Genomic DNA, 19,615 nt, shown 5'->3' on the forward strand with positions numbered 1-19,615 from the left:
GATGACGCTTAGTGCGTCGCGCCGTTCGCCGCGCCTTCCTGCGCGCTCGCGAGTTGCGCGAGACGTTGCTCGTACAGCGCCTGGAAGTTGATTTCCGCGAGGTGGATCGGCGGGAAACCGGCGCGAGTGATCGCGTCGGCGATGTTCGAGCGCAAGTACGGGAAGAGGATGGTCGGGCATGCGATGCCGACGAGCGGGTCGACCTGCTCGGCAGGAATGTTACGGATATCGAAGATACCGGCCTGCTTCGCTTCGATCAGGAAGGCCACCTTGTCGGCGACCTTCGCCGTGACCGTGCCCGTCACCAGCACTTCGAAGACGCTTTCCGCCAGGCGGTCGGCCTTCACGTCGACTTCGACGTCAACCGACGGCATTTCCTGTTCGAGGAAGATGGCGGGCGAGTTCGGCTGCTCGAGCGACATGTCCTTCAGGTAAATGCGCTGAATGTTGAAAAACGGCTGGTTGTTCTCGTCGGACATAGTAATTCCCTAGGTAATTCGGTTGCCCGGCGTGACCGGGCAGCGTGTGGTGTGTCAGGCCGACTCGAGCAGCGGCACGAGACCGCCCTTGCGGTCGAGCGCCGAAAGATCGTCATAGCCGCCGACATGCGTGTCGCCGATATAAACCTGCGGCACGGTGCGGCGTCCGGTGCGCTGCATCATTTCCTCGCGGCGGCCCGGTTCACGATCGATCAGCACTTTCTCGATGCTTTCGACCCCGCGGGACTTTAAAAGACGTTCGGCCATCTGGCAATACGGGCACACTTGGGTGCTGTACATGATGACTTTCTTCACTTGACGGCTCCTTGTTTTACGACCGGCATTCCTGCCTTTTGCCAGGCATCTACCCCGCCTTGCAAGACATGGACCTCAGCGTAGCCCGCTTCCGACACCGTGCGGCTGGCGCGCTGCGATTGCTGTCCGGTCTGACAAACGAGCACGACCGGATTGCTCTTATTCTTCGCGATCTGGCCGATCTTTGCTTGGAGCTCCGCCGCGTCGATATTGCGGGCCGACGGCAGATGGCCTTTCGCGAATTCCGCGGGAGGGCGGATATCGACGACGACGGCGTTGCGGCGGTTGATCAGCGTCGTGGCTTCGGCTGCGGAAATCCCGCCGCGTCCGCGACGCGTGATGGCGGGCCACAGGAGCAGCGCGCCGGAGATGAGCGCAATGACGATGAGTGCGATATTCGTGTAATCAGTGAAAAACTTCACGTCTAGGGCCGCCGAAAGATAGTGGAGAAGGGAGAAAGGAAAATGAGGGCAATCCCGGCATTATAAAATAACCGTTTCCCGCGATGGCCCAGGCCATCCGGCCGATGGCGGCACTCCACGCGCGATGGCAGGATGACGGAGTGCGAATCGGCGCAAGCGCTTTCTCAACTGACCGACCTATCAAACATGTACAAGCTAGTGCTCATCCGCCACGGCGAATCGACGTGGAACAAGGAAAACCGGTTCACCGGCTGGGTCGATGTCGACCTGACCGAGCAGGGCAATCGCGAAGCGCGTCAGGCCGGCGTGCTGCTGCGGGAAGCCGGCTTCACGTTCGACATCGCGTACACGTCGGTGCTCAAGCGGGCGATCCGCACGCTGTGGCACGTTCAGGACGAAATGGACCTGATGTATATCCCGGTCGTCCATTCGTGGCGCCTGAACGAGCGCCACTACGGCGCGCTCGCCGGGCTGAACAAGGCGGAAACGGCGAAGAAGTATGGCGACGAGCAGGTTCTCGTCTGGCGCCGCAGTTACGACACGCCGCCGCCCGCGCTCGATCCTTCCGACGAACGCGCGTCCTTCAATGATCCGCGCTACGCGAAGGTTCCGCGCGAGCAGTTGCCGCTCACCGAATGCCTGAAAGACACGGTGGCACGCGTGCTGCCGGTGTGGAACGAGTCCATCGCGCCGGCCATCAAGGCGGGCAAGCAGGTGCTGATCGCCGCGCACGGCAATTCCATGCGCGCGCTCGTGAAGTATCTGGACGAGATTTCGGACGCGGACATCGTCGGGCTGAACATTCCGAACGGCGTGCCGCTCGTCTATGAACTCGACGAAAACCTGAAGCCGATCAAGCACTACTATCTCGGCGACGCCGACGCCATCGCCGCCGCGCAGGCAGCGGTCGCCAAGCAGGGCAAGGCGGGCTGACACTCTCGGCTTCGCAAGATCTGTCCATCCACGGGCGCTTCGTCGGAAGCGCCCGTGGCGCATTGCTGTCGCCCGGCTGCACCCCGGGCATTTAAGTTGCGTTTAAGTCGTCTTTGGAGGGGAGCGGGTATACTGGCCCGTCACCCACGATGCTGCTCATTCGATTCCGAACGCACTCTCTATGCGAAAGAACCTGAAAAACTTCGGCCTGATCGCCGTAGGCGTTGCCGCCGGCGCGCTCGCCACCTTGCAGATCTCCGCGTCTGCTCAGCAAGCCGCATCGTCACCGCTGCCGCTCGATCAATTGCGGCTCTTCGCCGAAGTGTTCGGGCAAATCAAGCACGAGTACGTCGAACCCGTCGATGACAAGAAGCTCCTCACCGCCGCCATCAAGGGCATGGTGTCGAGCCTCGACCCGCACTCGTCCTACCTCGACAAGACCGATTACGAAGAGCTCCAGGAGCAGACGAAGGGCCGCTTCGCGGGCCTGGGTATCGAAATTTCGTCCGAAGACGGGCTGATCAAGGTAATTTCGCCGATCGAAGACACGCCTGCATTCCGCGCGGGCATTCGTCCGGGCGACCTCATCACGCGTATCAACGACAAGCCGGTGCGCGGCATGACGCTCGACAAGGCCGTCAAGCAGATGCGCGGCGAGCCGGGCACCAAGGTCACGCTGACCATTTTCCGCAAGAGCGACGACCGCACCTTCCCGCTGACCGTCACGCGCGCCGTCATTCGCGTGCAGTCGGTGAAGATGAAGGTGCCGGAGCCCGGCTACGGGTATATCCGCATCACGAGTTTCCAGGAACGCACGGTGCCGGATCTGGCGGCGAGGCTGCAAGACCTCGCGCGCCAGCAGCCGAACCTGAAGGGCCTCGTGCTCGACCTGCGCAATAACGGCGGCGGCCTGCTGCAGAGCGCGGTCGGCGTCGCGGGCGCGTTCCTGCCGGATAACGCCATCGTCGTGTCGACAAACGGGCAAATCGCGGACGCCAAGCAGACGTTCCGGGATAGTTACGACAACTATCGTCTGCCGTCCTTCGATCAGGACCCGTTGAAGACCGTGCCGGAAGTCTTCAAGAAGGTGCCGATGGTCGTGCTGACGAACGCCTATTCGGCGTCGGCTTCGGAGATCGTCGCGGGTGCGCTGCAGGATCATCATCGCGCGCTGATCGTCGGCAAGACGACGTTCGGCAAGGGCTCGGTGCAGACCGTTCGCCCGATGACCGCCGACACCGCGCTGCGCCTGACCACGGCGTACTACTACACGCCGAGCGGCAAATCGATCCAGAACCAGGGCGTGCGCCCGGACGTGCCGGTGGACCAGTACGCGGACGGCGATCCCGACGACGCGCTCGTGACGCGCGAAGTGGACTATTCCAACCACCTCGCGAACACGCAGGACCCGAACGAGAAGAAGGAGCAGGACCAGCGCGAGCAGGATCGTCTGGAGCAACTGCGTCTGCTCGAAGAGCAGAACGACAAGAAGACGCCGGAGCAGCGCCGCAAGGATCGCGAACGCAAGCCGGTCGAATTCGGCAGCAATGACGACTTCATGCTCCAGCAGGCGCTGAACAAGCTCGAAGGCAAGCAGGTCGTCGAATCGAAGTCGTTCGCCGAGCGCAAGCTCGCGCAGAACAAGCCGCCGCGCTCGGCGTCCGCGCCGGTCGTTGCGCAACCGGCAGCGCCCGCCGCGCCGGGCTCGTCGCCGGCTTCGGGCACCGTGCCGGCTTCGTCGCCGACCGCGCAGCAGTCGAAGTAAGCATGCAGCAAGGCTTCGCGGCATCGCGCCGCGAAGCCGCTTCCCCTCCCCGCGCGCTTAGAATGTTACGTTCAAGCGCGCCGTCTTTTTCGGCGTTCCCTTCGCAGCAATATCGGCGTATCCACGCGCTCGCTCGATGAACGACGACCAACTCCTCCGCTATTCCCGCCACATTCTCGTCGATGAAATCGGCATCGAAGCGCAGCAGCGTTTTCTCGATGCGCGGGCGATCATCGTCGGTGCGGGCGGCTTGGGCGCGCCCGCCGCAATGTATCTCGCGGCTGCGGGTGTCGGAACGCTGACGCTCGTCGACGCCGATACCGTCGATCTCACGAACCTGCAGCGGCAGATCGTGCATGCGACGCGCTCGGTCGGACAAGCGAAGGTCGAATCCGCGCGGCAGACGCTGAACGCGCTGAACCCGGACGTGCGAATCGACGCGATCAACGCCCGCGCCGACGCCGCCTGGCTCGATGCGAACGTGCCCGGCGCGAGCGTCGTGCTCGATTGCAGCGACAACTTCGCAACGCGCCACGCGATCAACGCGGCGTGCGTCGCGCATGGCGTGCCGCTCGTCTCCGGCGCGGCGCTGCGCTTCGACGGGCAGATCAGCACCTTCGATTTCCGCTCGCCTGAATCGCCCTGTTATGCCTGCGTTTTCCCGCCGGATCAGGCATTCGAGGAAGTCGCGTGCTCGACGATGGGCGTGTTCTCGCCGACGGTCGGCATCATCGGCGCGATGCAGGCAGCAGAAGCGTTGCGCGTGATCGGCGGTTTCGGGGAGACGCTCGCGGGCCGGCTCATGATGCTCGACTCGCTGCACATGGAATGGAACACGATGAAGATCGCGCGGCAGCCGGATTGCCCGGTCTGCGGCGCGCGTCACGCAGGGTAGCTCAGGCTTTTTGCAGCCGGGCCAGCGCGGCCTGCAACTCGTTCGGCTCGAAGGACGCGAGCACGTCCGCGACGGGCTTTTCCAGCGCCTTGAGGTTCGAGCGCAGAATTTCCTGCTTCACGACGAGCAACTGGCTCGGATGCATCGAGAATTCCGTCAGCCCGAGCCCGAGCAACAGGCGCGTGACCGACGGATCGCCCGCCATTTCCCCGCACACCGAAACCGGCACGCCCGCGCGCTTCGCCTCGCGCAGCGTCAACGCGATCAGATGCAGCACCGCCGGATGCAGCGGATCGTAGAGATGCGCGACGGAGTTGTCCGCGCGGTCGATTGCGAGCGTGTACTGGATCAGGTCGTTGGTCCCGATCGACAGGAAATCCAGCCGGCTCAGGAATAACTGCACCGCGATGGCCGCCGCGGGAATCTCGATCATCGCGCCGATCTGCACCTGCCGGTCATACGCGATGCCCGCGTCGTCCAGCTGGCGCTTCGCCTCGCGGATCAGATCGAGCGTCTGATCGATTTCCTGCGCGTGCGCGAGCATCGGAATCAGAATCTTGGTCGGACCGAACGCGGACGCGCGCAGAATCGCGCGCAGTTGCGTCATGAACATCTGCGGTTCAGAGAGGCTCCAGCGGATCGCGCGCAAGCCGAGCGCCGGATTCGGCGCGGTCTCGTAGGCGTCACCGGCGCTCATCGAATCGAGCGGCTTGTCGGCGCCGACGTCGATCGTGCGGATCGTCACCGGCTTGCCGTTCATCAGTTCGACCGCGCGCTTGTACGCCTCGAACTGCTCTTCTTCTTCCGGCAGCCGGTCCTTGTGATTCATGAACAGGAATTCGGTGCGGAACAGGCCGACGCCCATCGCGCCGGCTTCGACGGCCACTTGCGCATCGTCGGGCAGCTCGATGTTCGCGCACAGCTCGATCTTCGTGCCGCACAGCGTCTGCGTCGGCGAGAACTTCAGGCGCTGCAGCTTGCGCTGTTCGAGCAGCTTCTCGCTTTGCCGATACGAATATTCTTCGAGGACGATCGGCGCGGGATCGACGATGACGATGCCATGATCGCCATCGACGATGATGAGATCGTTCTGACGAATCAGCACGCTCGCCTGCTGCACGCCGACGGACGCCGGAATGCCGAGACTGCGCGCGACGATCGCCGTATGCGACGTGCGGCCGCCGAGGTCGGTGACGAAGCCCTTGAACGCCTGTGTCTTGAACTGGAGCATGTCAGCGGGCGCGATGTCGTGCGCGACGACGATCATCTCGTTGTGGCCGTTGCTCGCGGCCGTATGCACGACGAGCGACGCGGCGGTCGGCGCACCCGCGAGCGCCTTCAGCAGACGTTCGACGACCTGCTCGACGTCGGCCTTGCGTTCGCGCAGGTATTCGTCCTCGATTTCATCGAAAAAACTGCCGAGGATGTCGAGCTGTTCGGTCAGCGCCCACTCGACGTTGTAGCGGCGCGTGCGAATGAGGTCGATGGTTTCCTGCACGAGCATGGCGTCGTTCAGGATCATCATGTGGACGTTGATGAACGCGCCCATCTCGCTGGGCGCATCGGCGGCGAGGTCTTCGCGCAGCGCATCGAGTTCGGCGGCGACAGCGGCTTGCGCTGTCAGGAATCGTTCGATTTCAGCGTCGATCTGATCGGCTTCGATCAGGTAATGCGCAACATCCAGCGCGGCGGGCGCAATCAGATACGCTCGCCCGATGGCGATGCCTCGTGAGACGGGAATTCCATGCAGCGTGAAAGACACGCGCACCTCCTCTATTTGTGATGTATCCGCGGTCTCTCAAAATCCGCGGGGGCGCTGGCCGCCGAAGCCATTATAAGTTCGAAGTATTCCAAAGTCCCTGCACGGACTGCCGCGTGGAAGCCGTGCTGGTTGCAGACTGCTTCGTCCTTGGCAAAGCGCCGAGGCGCAAAAAAGCCGCGTCGATGCGCGGCTCTTGATGGTCGATGCAGAAATGATGGACTTATTGCCCTTCGCCGAACTTGTCCGCGATCAAGGCGAGGATCGCTTGCATCGCTTCGGCTTCATCCGGGCCTTCGGTTTCGATCGTCACCGTGCTGCCGATGCCTGCGGCCAGCATCATCACGCCCATGATGCTCTTTGCGTTGATCCGGCGGCCATTGCGGCTCATCCAGATTTCGCACTGAAAACTCCCCGCGAGTTGCGTGAGCTTGGCCGAAGCGCGCGCATGGAGCCCCAGCTTGTTCACGATCGTTGTTTCTTGTTGCAGCATGATGCTCCGGAACGCTAGTGGATGAATGAAGCGGCGTCAGTGACTGGCGGCTTTGGCGGCGGCCAGATCGGCGCTTGCCGAGCAGGCAGGATCGGGCGAACCGGCGACTTTCGTCGCGATTGCGCAGGGGTTGAGCGGCGTGGACGCGTCCAGTTCCTGAATGCCCTTCGAACCGCCTTGGAGGATCTTTTCCGACAGCGTGTCGAGCGGCGTCGCGCGGTAACAGACGGCGCGTACGAGCATCGGCAGATTAACGCCGGAAAGGATGCGCACGTCGGCATCCGCCAGGCTCGCCGCGATGTTGGCCGGCGTCGCGCCGAAAACGTCCGTCAGCACGATCGCGCCGTTGCCTTCCCTTAGACGATCTATCTCGGAGCGCGCGAACGCGCGGACTTCGACGGGATCGCAGTCGGGCATCACGTCGATGACGCCGATGCGCGCGGGCAAGCCGCCGTAAATGTGCGCGACGCACTCGCGAAGCGCGGTAGCGAGCGGTGCATGCGCGATGATCAGAATGCCAGCCATATCGGGATTGCTGCCTCTGTGAACGAAACGTCAGAGTTCGCTCGAAAGCGCGCGAGCGTCGCGTGGTGCAAGTGGCATATGCGTCCGGGCGGTCGGGAATCAACTGTCGACCGCGCTGCTGAAATGTGATCCAGCCCCAGATGCAAGCCGCCGGGAAGTTGATTGTAACAGTGCCGGCGGCGCACGTTTTGCACTGCGCCAGACGCGCAGCAGCGCCCCTCGTCAGCCGACCGCGCGCTCCAGCGCGTCGATGAACATGCCCGCCACGTCGAAGCCGGTCTGATCCATGATTTCGCGGAAGCAGGTCGGGCTCGTGACGTTGACTTCGGTGAGATAGTCGCCGATCGCATCCAGCCCGACGAGCAGCAGCCCGCGCGCCTGTAGCACCGGCCCGAGCGCCTCCGCGATTTCGCGATCGCGCGCCGAAAGCGGTTGCGCGCGGCCAAGTCCGCCCGCCGCGAGATTGCCGCGCACTTCGCCGCCTTGCGGAATGCGCGCGAGGGAATACGGCACCGGCTCGCCGCCGATCAGCAAGATGCGCTTGTCGCCGTCCGAAATCTGCGGGATGAACTTCTGCGCCATGACCATGCGCGCGCCGTCCTCGCTCAGCATCTCGATTATCGAACCGAGGTTCATGCCGTCCGCCTTCACGCGGAACACGCCCATGCCGCCCATGCCGTCGAGCGGCTTCAGAATGACGTCGCCGTGTTCGGCGTGGAATGCGCGCAGGCGTGCGGAATCGCGCGTGACGAGCGTCGGCGCCACGTATTGCGGCCATTCCGCGATCGCGAGCTTTTCCGAATGATCGCGAATTGCCTGCGGCTTGTTGAATACGCGCGCGCCTTGCCGTTCCGCCATCTCCAGCAGCCACGTCGCGTTCACGTATTCGAGGTCGAACGGCGGGTCCTTGCGCATCAGCACCGCGTCGAACTTCGCGAGCGATACGTTCTCCGGCTCTTGCGCCGAGTACCACGGAGAGCGGCCGCTATCGGCTTCATCGCCGACGATCGCAATGCGGCGCACGCTCGCCTCCACCGCGCCGCCCGTCCACGCAAGCTGATGCGGCTCGCAGGCGTAGAGCACGTGGCCGCGGCGCGCGGCTTCGGCCATCATCGCGTAGGTCGAATCCTTGTAGATCCTGAAGCGATCGAGCGGGTCGGCGATAAAGAGGATGTCCATGAGTATTCGCTTGATTGACGCGGCCTGCGAGCTTACCGCAAGCCGCGCAATTAGACCTGAATGGCTTCCGGATCGGTCTTTTCCAGTTCCACCGATGCCGCGAGCAGCCCGAGCCGCGCGACCACGCCATACATGTAGAAGCGGTTCGGCGGCGCCGCGCCGGGCTTCGCGTGCGTGTCGGGCAGCGCGGTGTGCTCGAAGCCGAGCGGCACGAAGTGCATGCCCGGCGCGTTGAGGTTCTGATCGCGCTCGCGCGATTCATGCACGCGATAGAAGCCGCCGACCACGTACCGGTCGATCATGTAAACCACCGGCTCCGCGACCGCATTGCCGACGCGCTCGAACGTATGCACGCCTTCCTGCACGATCACGTCGTGGACTTGCAGCCCTTCCTTCGCGTCGTTCATCTTGACGCGCTCGCGCTTGGTGAGCGCGGCGACTTCGCTCGCATCGTGCACGGTCATCACGCCCTTGCCGTAGGTGCCGGCATCCGCCTTGATGACGACATACGGCTTCTCACTGATGCCGTACTCACGATACTTCTTCGCGATCTTCTTGATGACGCCGTCGATGGCGTCCGCGAGCGCTTCCTCGCCCGTGCGCGCTTCGTAGTCCACGCCTTCGACGTGCGCGAAGTACGGATTCACCATCCACGGGTCGATCTCGACCATCTTCGCGAACTTCTTCGCGACATCGTCGTAGCAGGAAAAGTGCGTCGACTTGCGGCGCACGGCCCAGCCGGCATGCAGCGGCGGAAGCAGATACTGCTCGTGCAGATTCTCCAGCACCGGCGGAATGCCCGCCGAGAGATCGTTGTTGAGCAGAATGGAACACGGATCGAAATTCTTGAGGCCCAGACGCCGCGGCGTGCGCTCGAGCGGTTCCAGCACGATCTTCTGGCCATCGGCGAGCGGAATCGTCACCGGGCCGTGAATGTTTTCATCGAGCGTGCCGAAGCGGACGTTCAGGCCCGCCTGCCGCATGATGGTTGCAAGCCGGGCGACGTTCTCGAGATAGAACGCATTGCGCGTATGCCGCTCGGGAATCACGAGCAGATTTTTCGCGTCGGGGCAGATTTTTTCGATGGACGCCATGGCCGCCTGCACGGCCAGCGGCAGCACTTCTTGAGGCAAGTTGTTGAAGCCGCCCGGGAACAGATTCGTATCGACGGGCGCGAGCTTGAACCCCGCGTTACGCAGATCGACGGAACAATAAAACGGCGGCGTGTGCTCCTGCCATTCAAGACGAAACCACCGCTCGATGGCAGGCGTGGCCTCCAGGATTTTCCGCTCGAGATCGAGCAGAGGACCATTCAACGCCGTAACTAAATGCGGAACCATTGATTTCTCGCGGACAGCTTTGCATGGGACCGGCATCGCGCGTCAACACGAAAGCGCCGGCCGACAGAGACGAAAGAGACGAAAGAGACGAAAGATTGTAGAGCAATTGCTTTGCCTAATTGGGGATGGGCCGCCAATTACCAAGGTTTCCCGGCCTTCGGCAAGCATTTCGCAGTCAGGCGCCGCTGGACGAAGAATGCGGCCGGTCGCATGGCAAAAAAAACCCGCCATCGAAGGCGGGCCAAGTCGCTGCGCTCGTTCTTTTCATCGCGCCGGCGCGTGCCGGTCGCGATGATGTCTTCGGTGCGTCATTCGACGTGCTCGCCATGCAAGGTGACGTCGAGGCCTTCGCGTTCCTGTTCCTCGGTGACGCGCAAGCCCATGACCATGTCGATGACCTTGAGCAGGATGAAGCTGACGACGCCCGAGTAGATCAGCGTGACGATCACGCCTTTCGCCTGCACGAGCAGGCTGCCGTCGAAACCGCCGATGTCCTTCACTGCGAACACGCCGGTCAGAAGCGCACCGATGATCCCGCCGACGCCGTGCACGCCAAACGCGTCGAGCGAGTCGTCGTAGTTGAACTTGTGCTTGAGCCAGGTGGCCGACCAGAAGCAGACGACGCCCGCGACGATGCCGATCACGATCGCGCCCGTCACGCCGACGAAGCCCGAAGCCGGCGTCACCGCGACCAGACCCGCGACCGCGCCCGAAATGATGCCGAGCACCGACGGCTTGCCCTTCGTGATCCACTCCGCGAACATCCAGCCGAACGCGGCAAACGCGGTGGCGATCTGCGTCGTCAGCATCGCGAAGCCGGCACGGCCGTCAGCAGCCACCGCCGAACCCGCGTTGAAGCCGAACCAGCCCACCCACAGCATCGACGCGCCGATCAGCGACAGCACCAGGTTGTGCGGCGCCATCACTTCGCGGCCATAGCCGACGCGCTTGCCGAGGACGATACAGCACATCAGGCCCGCGATACCCGCGTTGATGTGAACCACCGTGCCGCCCGCGAAGTCCAGCACGCCCGCCGATGCCAGCCAGCCGGTCGGTTCCCAGACCATGTGGGCGATCGGCGAGTAGACGAGCAGCGACCACAGCGCCATGAAGACGAGCATTGCGGAGAACTTCATGCGGTCGGCGAATGCACCGGTGATGAGCGCCGGCGTGATGATCGCGAACGTCAGCTGGAACGCGAAGTAGACCGACTCCGGAATGGTCGAGGCGAGATGGCTGACGGTGAGCGTCGTCGCCTTGTCGCCCTTGACGTAGGCCAGGCCGTGCAGGAACACGCGCGAGAAGCCGCCGAGGAACGAGCCGCCCGGCGTGAACGCGATGCTGTAGCCGACGACCGTCCAGAGAATCGTAACCAGGCAGCAGATGGCGAAGCTCTGCATCACGGTGGCGAGGACGTTCTTCTTGCGGACCATGCCGGCGTAGAAGAGCGCGAGGCCCGGAATCGTCATGAACAGCACGAGTGCGACGGAGGTCAGCATCCACGCGGTGTCGCCGGAACTGATCTTCGATGAATCGACCATGAACGGTTCGGTCGGCGCGGCGGGTGCTGCCTCGGATGCGGCCTGTGCAGCCGATGCCGCTTCCGCCGACGAAGCCATCGCCGTATTGGCGCTGGCCGGCGCGCTCGCGGCCGACGCGGCCTCCGTTGCGGGCGCCGACGCGGCGGCCGGAGCCGACGCGTCCTGAGCGAGAGCGGTGCCGGCAGTCGCGCCGGCAAGCGCGGTCGCCACCAACAATGACATCAAAAAGTTACGCATTCTTCTGGTTCCTCTTATCGCCGATTTTTCTTAGAGCGCGTCCGCGCCGGTCTCGCCGGTACGAATGCGAATGACCTGCTCGATCGCGGTCACGAAGATCTTCCCGTCGCCGATCTTGCCCGTGCGCGCGGCACGCTCGACGGCTTCGATCGCCTGATCGACGATGTCGTCCGACACGGCCGCCTCGATCTTCACCTTCGGCAGAAAGTCGACGACGTATTCCGCGCCGCGATACAGCTCCGTATGCCCCTTCTGGCGGCCGAAGCCTTTCACTTCGGTCACGGTGATCCCCGACACGCCGATCGCCGATAACGCTTCACGCGCTTCGTCCAGCTTGAACGGCTTGATGATTGCGGTAATGAGCTTCATGTATCCCTCGCTGTGGTTTCCTGATCTTTCCGCGTGCCGTTCGGTGAAAAAGCGTGCAGAAAAGGTCGCGCCGTTTATGCAACTCCGATGCCATGCTAATAACGACGCGGGTTTGCGCGATTTCGACAGGAAACGGGCGTTGCCTCTGCCGAATGGCTAAAGCGGCAGTTACGCGCTGGCGGAGGGGCAGGTTCATTGCTAGAGTGGTCCCGAAGTCCCCGTAATAAGGGCAGGGACGGCGAAGAAGGCCGGGCGCCGGCGCTAAAATCGCGTCGCCTTCGGGACTGCCCCGCCGCGCGTCGCCGCATTGCATCGACGCACCAATATCGACCATTCGAAACTGCGGGGCACTGACCTAACGATGAATGCACATTATTTGTGCACAAGGGAGAAAACGATGAAGCAGCCCAACGACGTATTCAACGACCTTCAGCAGAAAATGAGCGAACTGTTTCGCAATTCGCCGGCGAAGGACGTCGAAAAAAACATGAAGGCGATGCTCCAGCAGGGCTTCTCCAGACTCGACCTCGTCACGCGCGAGGAATTCGACACGCAGACGCAAGTGCTCGTGCGCACCCGCGCGCGTCTTGAAGAGCTGGAAAAGCGCGTCGCGCAACTGGAACAGCGGGCCGTGAGTGGCGGCACGTCGCAGGACTGACACGCCCGCCCTTTTTCTCGTATCCGGCCGGCGAGCCGTGAAGTTCTAGTCTCATTGCCGGCGCGGCTTTTCGGTCGCGCCGTATCGGGTGAAATCATGTCGCTTGCCGTGGTACGCAGCCGCGCGCCCGCGCCTGGGCGCGCGCCGGAAGTCGTCGTCGAAGTCCATTTATCCAACGGGTTGCCGTCGTTCTCGATCGTCGGCCTTCCCGATCTCGAAGTCCGCGAAAGCCGCGAGCGCGTGCGCGCCGCGCTTCAGAACTGCGGCTTCGACTTTCCCGTCAGCCGCATCACCGTCAATCTCGCGCCCGCCGATCTTCCGAAAGAATCGGGCCGCTTCGATTTGCCGATCGCGCTCGGCATTCTCGCCGCGAGCGGGCAGATTCCGGCTGAATCGCTGGCGCATCGGGAGTTCGCGGGAGAGTTATCGCTGACGGGCGCGCTGCGGCCGATGCGCGGCGCCTTCGCGATGGTTTGCGGCGCGGCCCGCCAATATGCGAGTTCCGATTCGCGCGTCCCCGACATCTACCTTCCGCTCGCGAGTGCTGCCGAAGCCGCGCTGGTGCCCGGCATCGGCGTGTACGGTGCGGACGACCTCCGCGCGCTGTGCGCTCATCTCAACGGCGTGCCCGATGCGCGCCTTGGTCCGGTGCAGGCCACGACGCTATCCGATGCGACCGCCGTTCCATCGCCCGATCTCGCGGACGTGATCGGCCATCCCGGTGCGCGGCGGGCGCTCGAAGTCGCGGCGGCGGGCGGGCATCATCTGCTGATGGTCGGACCGCCCGGCGCAGGAAAGTCGATGCTCGCCACGCGTCTTCCCGGCCTCCTCCCGCCGATGACCGACGACGAAGCCCTGACTTCCGCCGCGATCCTCTCGGCGAGTTCGATCGGCTTCACGCCCGCGCAGTGGCGTCAGCGGCCATTCCGCGCGCCGCATCATTCGTCGAGTTCCGTCGCACTCGTCGGCGGACGCAATCCGCCACAGCCGGGCGAAATCACGCTGGCGCACCTGGGCGTCCTGTTCCTCGACGAACTGCCCGAATTCGACCGCAAAGTCCTCGAAACCCTTCGCGAGCCACTGGAGGCGGGGCGCATCACCATTTCGCGCGCCGCTCAACAGGCGGATTTCCCGGCAGCATGTCAGCTCGTCGCGGCGATGAACCCCTGCCCATGCGGCTGGCGCGGCGATCCGGGCGGGCGTTGCCGGTGCTCGCCGGAAATCGCCGCCCGGTATCTGCGCAAGCTTTCCGGTCCGCTGATGGATCGCATCGATATTCAGATCGAGTTGCCCGCGTTGTCGCCGGCAGAGTTGTCGGCGCGGACGGCAAAGCGCGGCGAGTCGAGCGCGGAAGTCGCGGCGCGCGTCGCCGTGGCGCGCGACATTCAGTTGCGGCGGCAGGGCAAGACGAACCGCGAACTCGACGGACGCGAGGCCGACGATGTCTGCCGCCCCGATGCAACGGGCGAATCGCTGTTGCGATCGGCGGGCGAGCGATTCGGCTGGTCGGCGCGCGCCTACTATCGCGTGCTCAAGGTCGTCCGCACGATCGCCGACCTCGCGGGGGCCGACACGCCGGATGCGTCGCATGTCGCGGAGGCGGTGCAGTATCGGCGTGCGGTGTCGATCGCCTGACCGGGGACCGCGAAAGAATGGTTGTCAAGACTTGACTTATGCACACGAAGGCGATCCGCACCCGCGCGTGACCGACTCCCACCGCCTCGGCATGCGCATTTCACAGACCATTGATTTTATTGAATTAATTAACTTGCCGAGAACAAGGGCAAAGTAAGCGCAACCGCGCGACTCGGGCTTTTGATGCCTGCCGCACACTCTTTTCCACAAAGTTATCCACAGATATTGTGGATAGTGAAAAAAGCCCTGACAAATCCGTGGATTACGCGTCGTTGCTTCGAAGGAACTTTCACTGCGCGAAGTTGCCAACACTCCCTTTTAACTCGGCGTTAACTTAATTCGAGGCATTCCTCTAAAAAAGCTTGAAGGACGTGAAGAACTGATCGGCCTGCTCGGCTGGCGGTGTCTTGTCCGCGACGATGGCCAGTTGATAGACATGCGCGCCGCGCGCGACGAAGCGAGCCTGAATCGTCCGCGCCTCGCGCTGATCACCGCTTTGGCCCGTTACCCGCATCTCGCTGCCCAGCACACGGCCACCGGCGGCAAGCTCTATCTGCGTCGCGCGAGCGTCCGGCCGCGCGTTTACGTTCCGCGCGAGTCCCTGTACGAGATAGTCGAGCGCCGCGCGCTGGAGTTGCGGATCGGCGCTCGGCAGGACGACCGTGCCGACGGCGAACACCGCGTCGTTGGCTTCGGCGGTTTGCATGCGCATCGTCATCGGCTGGCCCGCGATTTCGACTTTGCGTTCCGCCGCACGCGGCTTGGCGGGCAGCGTCACTTCGTAGCCGTCGTCGTTGTTCTGAATCGTTCGCCAGTCGTACGAAGGCGTGCAGGCGACGAGCGCAGCGCAAGCCAGCGACGCGCACACCGCCGCAACCGGCGATGCAAGACCTGCGGCAAAAAGGCGCACATTCGCCGTGATGGAAGTTGAAACTCGCTTCATATCGATCGATGCCAGGAAAAGCATCATTATCGCGCCGCGGCGTCGCCCCTCGCGGCTGCTGGCGCGAGCCGTCGACTGTGACGCCGCATTGGGCGATTGGCGTAGAATGCTTGACACGTTTCTTTGCGATTGCGCCCATCGCGGCGCTCGAGTCCGCAATTCGAGGTTCCACATGTCCCAAACCACCGAAGCCACTTCCGCACGCGCGAAGAGTCCGTTGCGTTACATCGTGATGGCGCTGATCGCCGGCGTTATCGCATGCACCGGCTATTTCGCGTTCGGCGGCCAGCAGCGCGTTCCCGACGCCACGTTCACGCTGCTGTCGGGTCAAAAAATCTCGACCTCGGGCGACCTGAAAGGGAAGGTCTATCTCGTCAATTTCTGGGCGACGAGCTGCGAGACCTGCATGAAGGAAATGCCCGACATGATCAACACGTACAACAAGTTCAAGGGGCGCGGCCTGGAATTCGTCGCCGTGGCGATGAGCTACGACGCCCCGATGTACGTCAGCAACTACGCGCAAACGCGCAACCTGCCGTTCAAGGTCGCCATGGACGACGGCAGCGCCGCCAAGCAGTTCGGCAACGTGCAGCTCACGCCGACGACCTTCGTCATCGACAAGAACGGCAAGATCCTGAAGCGCTATGTCGGCGAACCGACGTTCGCGGAACTCGACGCGCTGCTGGACAAGGCGCTCGGCTCGGCAGCCTGAGCCTGATTGCGCGATGAACAACGCCCGCTTCGGCGGGCGTTGTCGTTTGTATCGCGTCTAGCGGTCGGAATCGCCCTTTGCCGCGAGCCCGTACCGCTTGATCTTCTCGTAAAGCGTCGCCTTGCCGACCTGCAAGCGATCCGCCGCCACCGCCACCGCGCCGCCGCACTGTTCCAGCGTTTCCCCGATGACCGCGCGTTCGAACTGCTCGGTGCGCTCCTTGAGCGACTGCGTCGTCATATCGGCCGATGCGCCGATATCGTCGATCACGCCGAGCACCATCCGGTCCGCCGCGTTGCGCAGTTCGCGTACGTTGCCGGGCCAGTCGCGCTGCATCAGTTCGGCGCGCTGGCGGTCTGTGATGAGCGGCGCGGGCCGCTCGTAGCGCACGGCGGCATCGAGCAGAAAGTGTTCGAAGAGCGGCACGATGTCTTCGCGGCGCTCGTTGAGCGGCGGCAGCGTGATCGTCACGACATTGAGCCGATACAGCAGATCGCGCCGGAACGTGCCCTGGGCGACGTGTTCGTTCATGTCGCCCTTCGCCGCCGCCACGACGCGCAGATTCGCCCGCACCGGCTGATTGGAGCCGAGCCGTTCGAGCACGCCATCCTGCAGCACGCGCAGCAATTTCACCTGTAGCGAGAGCGGCATGCTTTCGATTTCATCGAGAAACAGCGTGCCGCCCGACGCGTGCTCCAGCTTGCCGATGCGCCGCTTCTGCGCGCCGGTGAAAGCGCCCGCTTCGAAGCCGAACATCTCGGATTCGAACATCGGCTCCGGCAGCGCGCCGCAATTCACTGCGATAAACGGCTTGTCGCGACGCGGCGACAAATCGTGCAGGCTGCGCGCAATCAGTTCCTTGCCCGCGCCGGTATCGCCGTTGATGAGCACGGACGCATCCGTCGGTGCGACGTTCGCGATTAGCCGGCGCACCTGCTCGATCGCCGGGCTGCGTCCGATGATGCGCGGCGCCACGCTGCTCTGCTCCGCCAGTTCGCGCCGCAGCGCCTGATTTTCGAGCACGAGCTTGCGGCGCTCCAGCGCGCGCCGCACCGCTTCCACGAGCCGCTCGGACGCGAACGGCTTCTCGATGAAGTCGTACGCGCCGTCGCGCATCGCCTGGACGGCCATCGAAATATCGCCGTGACCGGTGACGAGCAGCACGGGCACCTCCGGCGCGCGCTCGCGGCACTGCGCGAGCAGATCGAGACCGCTTGCGCCGGGCAGCCGGATATCGCTGACGATGACGCCGGGAAAATTCGCGTCGATGGCGCGTGCGGCCGATTCGACGCTCCCGTGGCCCGTCACGTCGAAGCCCGCGAGTTGCAGGCTCTGGACGCTCGCGCGCCGCACGAGTTCGTCGTCTTCGATGAAGATCACCTGCAAGCCGGTGGTCATGGTCTGGCCTCGATTCAGTTTTCTATGCACGACGCAGCGTCAACACGAATTCTGCGCCGTGCGAGCGATCGGCGTCGGCCTGCGTGCCGCCTTCCGGGCCATCCGCGACGATCGGCGCGACGACGTTGCGCGCGACGAGCGTGCCGCCGTAATCCCGCGCGATCGCCGATGAAATCGCGAGCCCGAGGCCGAGTCCGTGACCCGTCTCCTTCGTCGTGAAGAACGGTTCGAACAGATGCGGCAACGCATCGGCGGGAATGCCGGGACCGTTGTCGCGCACGATGATCTCGACCGCGTCCGGCCGCGCGTCCAGTTCGATGACGATGCGCGGGGCATCGCAGGAAGCGACGGCGTCGAGCGCATTGCCAATCAGGTTGATGAGCACCTGCTCCAGCCGCAAATCCTCGCACCGCACATGAATGGCCGCGCCATCGCCTTCGAGTTCGGGCGCGACCTGCAGCGCGACGTTCTTCAGACGCGGCCCGAGCATCGCGAAGACATTGCGCAGCGCGCGGGCCACGTCCGTGCGCGCGTTCTTCGGGCGCGCCTTCGCGACGAAGAGCTTCAACTGATTCGTGATCTTGCCCATGCGCTCGGTCAGCGAGGCAATCGCTTCGAGATTTTCGCGCGCCGCCGCCTGATCGCCGCGATCGATCAGCACGCGCGTGTTGTCCGAAAAACTGCGCAGCGCCGCGAGCGGCTGATTGAGTTCATGCGTGATGCCGGCGGCCATCTGTCCGAGCGCGGCGAGCTTGCTGGCCTGAATCAGTTCGTCGTGAGCGGCGCGCAGGTCCTGTTCGGCGCGCGTGCGCTCGTTCACTTCCTTCGTCAGTTGCGCGTTCGCCTGCGACAGATCCGCGGTGCGCTCCGCGACGCGCTGATTCAATTCCGCATACGCCGTCTGCAGCATCTCGCGGCTGCGGATCATTTCGCGCACGCGCGCGCGGCGCATCCGCCAGTAGAACGCCAGCAAGCACAGCGACAGAAACACGAGCGCGGTCACGACGACCGCCGTCTGCGCGGCGCTTTCGATGGGATCGAGCGGCGCCATCGTGATCAATTGCCAGTCCGGTTCGCCGATGGAGCGTCGCGTCGCAAGGAAGCTCGGCGCGTTCAGCCCACCGCCGACGCGCACGATCTGCGCGCCGCCTTCGAGCGTCTCGACGACGGACATCGGCAGCGGCGTGATCGGCTGCTGTGCGTACTGGCGCGTCGAATAGACCGACGCCTCGACGCTCTGCGGCAGCGGCCGCACCGTGTGATATTTCCAAGACGGCACCGACGACAGAAAGATCACGCCGTGATCGTCGGTGACGAGCAGCGGTTCCGACGCATCCGCGCCCTGCAGCCATTCGAGGTTCAGCTTGACGACAGCCACGCCGATCAGTTCGTGCGAGCCTTCCTGATACACCGGCTGCGAGATGTAATAGCCCGGCTCCAGCGAAATCGTGCCGAGTCCGAAGAAACGTCCGACGCCGCCTTTCATGGCATCGACGAAATACGGCCGGAAGTGATACTCCACGCCAACGAAGCTGTCGGGCCCGCGCCAGTTGCTCGCCGCGACGCAAAAGCCATCGGCGCGGATCAGGTAGGTCGCGGTCGCGTGCGAGCGGCGATTGAGGTCTTCGAGATAGCGGTTCGCGCGATCGACGTTGCGCGCATCGGGCGCGGCCAGCACGTCCTGCACGAACGGGTGGCGTGAAAGAAGGTACGGAAGGTATTCGTAGCGGTCGAGCGTGCTCTTGAGCGTGCTCGTCGTGCGGTCGACGCGGGCGGCCGCATTGCGCCGCAACTCGTCGATACCGCGCTGCCATGCGATATGCCACGTGAGCGCGCAGCACGCCGTGAGCAGCGCAAGCAGCGCGAAGAACACGAGGATGCGGCGCGTCACTTGAACAGATTCCCGCGAATGAGAATCCGTCATTGTGGCATACGCGTTTTCCGGGTACGCCGGGCCTGACGCGTGCGGCAATGCATTCGCCGATCGATGCTTCGCCGCGCGTTGCATGGCTTTGCC

19 protein-coding genes are annotated in these 19,615 nt (G+C 63.8%); 6 read left to right on the forward strand and 13 right to left on the reverse strand.

What is annotated here, in order from left to right; translation table 11 throughout:
- Positions 1 to 8: 8 nt before the first annotated feature.
- From secB to AB6804_RS08200, 3 genes are read right to left on the reverse strand one after another with little or no spacing between them, the layout of a single operon-like run.
- Positions 9 to 479, reverse strand: coding sequence for a protein-export chaperone SecB (gene secB, locus AB6804_RS08190; protein ID WP_035961842.1), 471 nt, complete (start codon positions 477 to 479; stop codon positions 9 to 11).
- Between the two features lie 54 nt (positions 480 to 533).
- Complete coding sequence (grxC, locus tag AB6804_RS08195) at positions 534 to 794, reverse strand: glutaredoxin 3 (RefSeq protein ID WP_035961843.1); 261 nt, start codon at positions 792 to 794, stop codon at positions 534 to 536.
- A complete protein-coding gene (locus AB6804_RS08200; protein WP_244793595.1) occupies positions 791 to 1,216 on the reverse strand; it encodes a rhodanese-like domain-containing protein in 426 nt (141 codons plus the stop codon). Before AB6804_RS08200 ends, grxC begins: the two co-directional genes overlap by 4 nt.
- A gap of 186 nt (positions 1,217 to 1,402) precedes the next feature.
- Between AB6804_RS08200 and gpmA the strand changes: the two genes are divergently transcribed.
- The 3 genes from gpmA (at position 1,403) to AB6804_RS08215 (ending at position 4,809) form a co-directional block, all read left to right on the forward strand.
- Complete coding sequence (gpmA, locus tag AB6804_RS08205) at positions 1,403 to 2,149, forward strand: 2,3-diphosphoglycerate-dependent phosphoglycerate mutase (RefSeq protein ID WP_370886037.1); 747 nt, start codon at positions 1,403 to 1,405, stop codon at positions 2,147 to 2,149.
- Between the two features lie 181 nt (positions 2,150 to 2,330).
- Entirely contained in the window at positions 2,331 to 3,914 is a 1,584-nt protein-coding gene (locus AB6804_RS08210) for a S41 family peptidase (RefSeq protein WP_370886038.1), read from the forward strand.
- A gap of 136 nt (positions 3,915 to 4,050) precedes the next feature.
- A complete protein-coding gene (locus AB6804_RS08215) occupies positions 4,051 to 4,809 on the forward strand; it encodes a ThiF family adenylyltransferase (protein ID WP_370886039.1) in 759 nt (252 codons plus the stop codon).
- Between the two features lies 1 nt (position 4,810).
- On the opposite strand, the gene ptsP is transcribed toward AB6804_RS08215, so the two are convergent.
- The 7 genes from ptsP to AB6804_RS08250 all read right to left on the reverse strand — a co-directional run bounded on the left by ptsP (position 4,811) and on the right by AB6804_RS08250 (position 12,252).
- Positions 4,811 to 6,571 carry a phosphoenolpyruvate--protein phosphotransferase gene (gene ptsP / locus AB6804_RS08220; RefSeq protein ID WP_370886040.1) on the reverse strand — a complete coding sequence of 587 codons (1,761 nt, stop codon included), beginning with the start codon at positions 6,569 to 6,571 and terminating at the stop codon, positions 4,811 to 4,813.
- A 220-nt stretch (positions 6,572 to 6,791) separates the two neighbouring features.
- A complete protein-coding gene (locus AB6804_RS08225) occupies positions 6,792 to 7,061 on the reverse strand; it encodes an HPr family phosphocarrier protein (protein WP_035961850.1) in 270 nt (89 codons plus the stop codon).
- A gap of 36 nt (positions 7,062 to 7,097) precedes the next feature.
- Entirely contained in the window at positions 7,098 to 7,586 is a 489-nt protein-coding gene (locus AB6804_RS08230) for a PTS sugar transporter subunit IIA (protein WP_035961851.1), read from the reverse strand.
- 222 nt (positions 7,587 to 7,808) lie between these two features.
- Positions 7,809 to 8,765 (reverse strand): glutathione synthase, encoded by a 957-nt coding sequence (gshB, locus tag AB6804_RS08235; protein ID WP_370886041.1) that lies wholly within the window; start codon positions 8,763 to 8,765, stop codon positions 7,809 to 7,811.
- A gap of 50 nt (positions 8,766 to 8,815) precedes the next feature.
- A complete protein-coding gene (gene gshA / locus AB6804_RS08240; protein ID WP_244793601.1) occupies positions 8,816 to 10,105 on the reverse strand; it encodes a glutamate--cysteine ligase in 1,290 nt (429 codons plus the stop codon).
- A gap of 308 nt (positions 10,106 to 10,413) precedes the next feature.
- Entirely contained in the window at positions 10,414 to 11,883 is a 1,470-nt protein-coding gene (locus tag AB6804_RS08245; protein WP_370886042.1) for an ammonium transporter, read from the reverse strand.
- A gap of 30 nt (positions 11,884 to 11,913) precedes the next feature.
- Complete coding sequence (locus tag AB6804_RS08250; protein WP_014190273.1) at positions 11,914 to 12,252, reverse strand: P-II family nitrogen regulator; 339 nt, start codon at positions 12,250 to 12,252, stop codon at positions 11,914 to 11,916.
- 397 nt (positions 12,253 to 12,649) lie between these two features.
- Between AB6804_RS08250 and AB6804_RS08255 the strand changes: the two genes are divergently transcribed.
- Together AB6804_RS08255 and AB6804_RS08260 are read left to right on the forward strand one after the other, a co-directional pair.
- On the forward strand, positions 12,650 to 12,910 hold the full coding sequence (locus AB6804_RS08255; protein WP_370886043.1) for an accessory factor UbiK family protein: 261 nt from the start codon (positions 12,650 to 12,652) through the stop codon (positions 12,908 to 12,910).
- Positions 12,911 to 13,006: 96 nt separating this feature from the next.
- Entirely contained in the window at positions 13,007 to 14,545 is a 1,539-nt protein-coding gene (locus AB6804_RS08260) for a YifB family Mg chelatase-like AAA ATPase (RefSeq protein ID WP_370886044.1), read from the forward strand.
- A gap of 352 nt (positions 14,546 to 14,897) precedes the next feature.
- Here the strand turns inward: AB6804_RS08260 and AB6804_RS08265 are convergent, their stop codons facing one another.
- Positions 14,898 to 15,488: a hypothetical protein gene (locus AB6804_RS08265; RefSeq protein ID WP_370886045.1), complete on the reverse strand. Its 591-nt coding sequence runs from the start codon at positions 15,486 to 15,488 to the stop codon at positions 14,898 to 14,900.
- A gap of 172 nt (positions 15,489 to 15,660) precedes the next feature.
- Here AB6804_RS08265 and AB6804_RS08270 point away from each other — a divergent pair, with 172 nt between their 5' ends.
- Complete coding sequence (locus AB6804_RS08270; RefSeq protein ID WP_370886046.1) at positions 15,661 to 16,200, forward strand: TlpA disulfide reductase family protein; 540 nt, start codon at positions 15,661 to 15,663, stop codon at positions 16,198 to 16,200.
- Between the two features lie 57 nt (positions 16,201 to 16,257).
- Here the strand turns inward: AB6804_RS08270 and AB6804_RS08275 are convergent, their stop codons facing one another.
- Both AB6804_RS08275 and AB6804_RS08280 read right to left on the reverse strand, forming a co-directional pair.
- Positions 16,258 to 17,598, reverse strand: coding sequence for a sigma-54-dependent transcriptional regulator (locus tag AB6804_RS08275; RefSeq protein ID WP_370886047.1), 1,341 nt, complete (start codon positions 17,596 to 17,598; stop codon positions 16,258 to 16,260).
- Between the two features lie 22 nt (positions 17,599 to 17,620).
- Positions 17,621 to 19,606, reverse strand: coding sequence for an ATP-binding protein (locus AB6804_RS08280; protein WP_370886048.1), 1,986 nt, complete (start codon positions 19,604 to 19,606; stop codon positions 17,621 to 17,623).
- Positions 19,607 to 19,615 lie beyond the last annotated feature (9 nt).

This window comes from Caballeronia sp. RCC_10, assembly GCF_041360715.1.
Taxonomy (GTDB): Bacteria; Pseudomonadota; Gammaproteobacteria; order Burkholderiales; family Burkholderiaceae; genus Caballeronia; species Caballeronia grimmiae.

Coding starts and splice junctions, on each gene's coding strand:
- secB (WP_035961842.1), bottom strand. CDS start 479: ATGTCCGACGAGAACAACCAGCCGTTTTTCAACATTCAGCGCATTTAC.
- gpmA (WP_370886037.1), top strand. CDS start 1,403: ATGTACAAGCTAGTGCTCATCCGCCACGGCGAATCGACGTGGAACAAG.
- AB6804_RS08210 (WP_370886038.1), top strand. CDS start 2,331: ATGCGAAAGAACCTGAAAAACTTCGGCCTGATCGCCGTAGGCGTTGCC.
- AB6804_RS08215 (WP_370886039.1), top strand. CDS start 4,051: ATGAACGACGACCAACTCCTCCGCTATTCCCGCCACATTCTCGTCGAT.
- AB6804_RS08225 (WP_035961850.1), bottom strand. CDS start 7,061: ATGCTGCAACAAGAAACAACGATCGTGAACAAGCTGGGGCTCCATGCG.
- AB6804_RS08230 (WP_035961851.1), bottom strand. CDS start 7,586: ATGGCTGGCATTCTGATCATCGCGCATGCACCGCTCGCTACCGCGCTT.
- gshB (WP_370886041.1), bottom strand. CDS start 8,765: ATGGACATCCTCTTTATCGCCGACCCGCTCGATCGCTTCAGGATCTAC.
- gshA (WP_244793601.1), bottom strand. CDS start 10,105: ATGGTTCCGCATTTAGTTACGGCGTTGAATGGTCCTCTGCTCGATCTC.
- AB6804_RS08245 (WP_370886042.1), bottom strand. CDS start 11,883: ATGCGTAACTTTTTGATGTCATTGTTGGTGGCGACCGCGCTTGCCGGC.
- AB6804_RS08250 (WP_014190273.1), bottom strand. CDS start 12,252: ATGAAGCTCATTACCGCAATCATCAAGCCGTTCAAGCTGGACGAAGCG.
- AB6804_RS08255 (WP_370886043.1), top strand. CDS start 12,650: ATGAAGCAGCCCAACGACGTATTCAACGACCTTCAGCAGAAAATGAGC.
- AB6804_RS08260 (WP_370886044.1), top strand. CDS start 13,007: ATGTCGCTTGCCGTGGTACGCAGCCGCGCGCCCGCGCCTGGGCGCGCG.
- AB6804_RS08265 (WP_370886045.1), bottom strand. CDS start 15,488: ATGAAGCGAGTTTCAACTTCCATCACGGCGAATGTGCGCCTTTTTGCC.
- AB6804_RS08270 (WP_370886046.1), top strand. CDS start 15,661: ATGTCCCAAACCACCGAAGCCACTTCCGCACGCGCGAAGAGTCCGTTG.
- AB6804_RS08275 (WP_370886047.1), bottom strand. CDS start 17,598: ATGACCACCGGCTTGCAGGTGATCTTCATCGAAGACGACGAACTCGTG.
- AB6804_RS08280 (WP_370886048.1), bottom strand. CDS start 19,606: ATGCAACGCGCGGCGAAGCATCGATCGGCGAATGCATTGCCGCACGCG.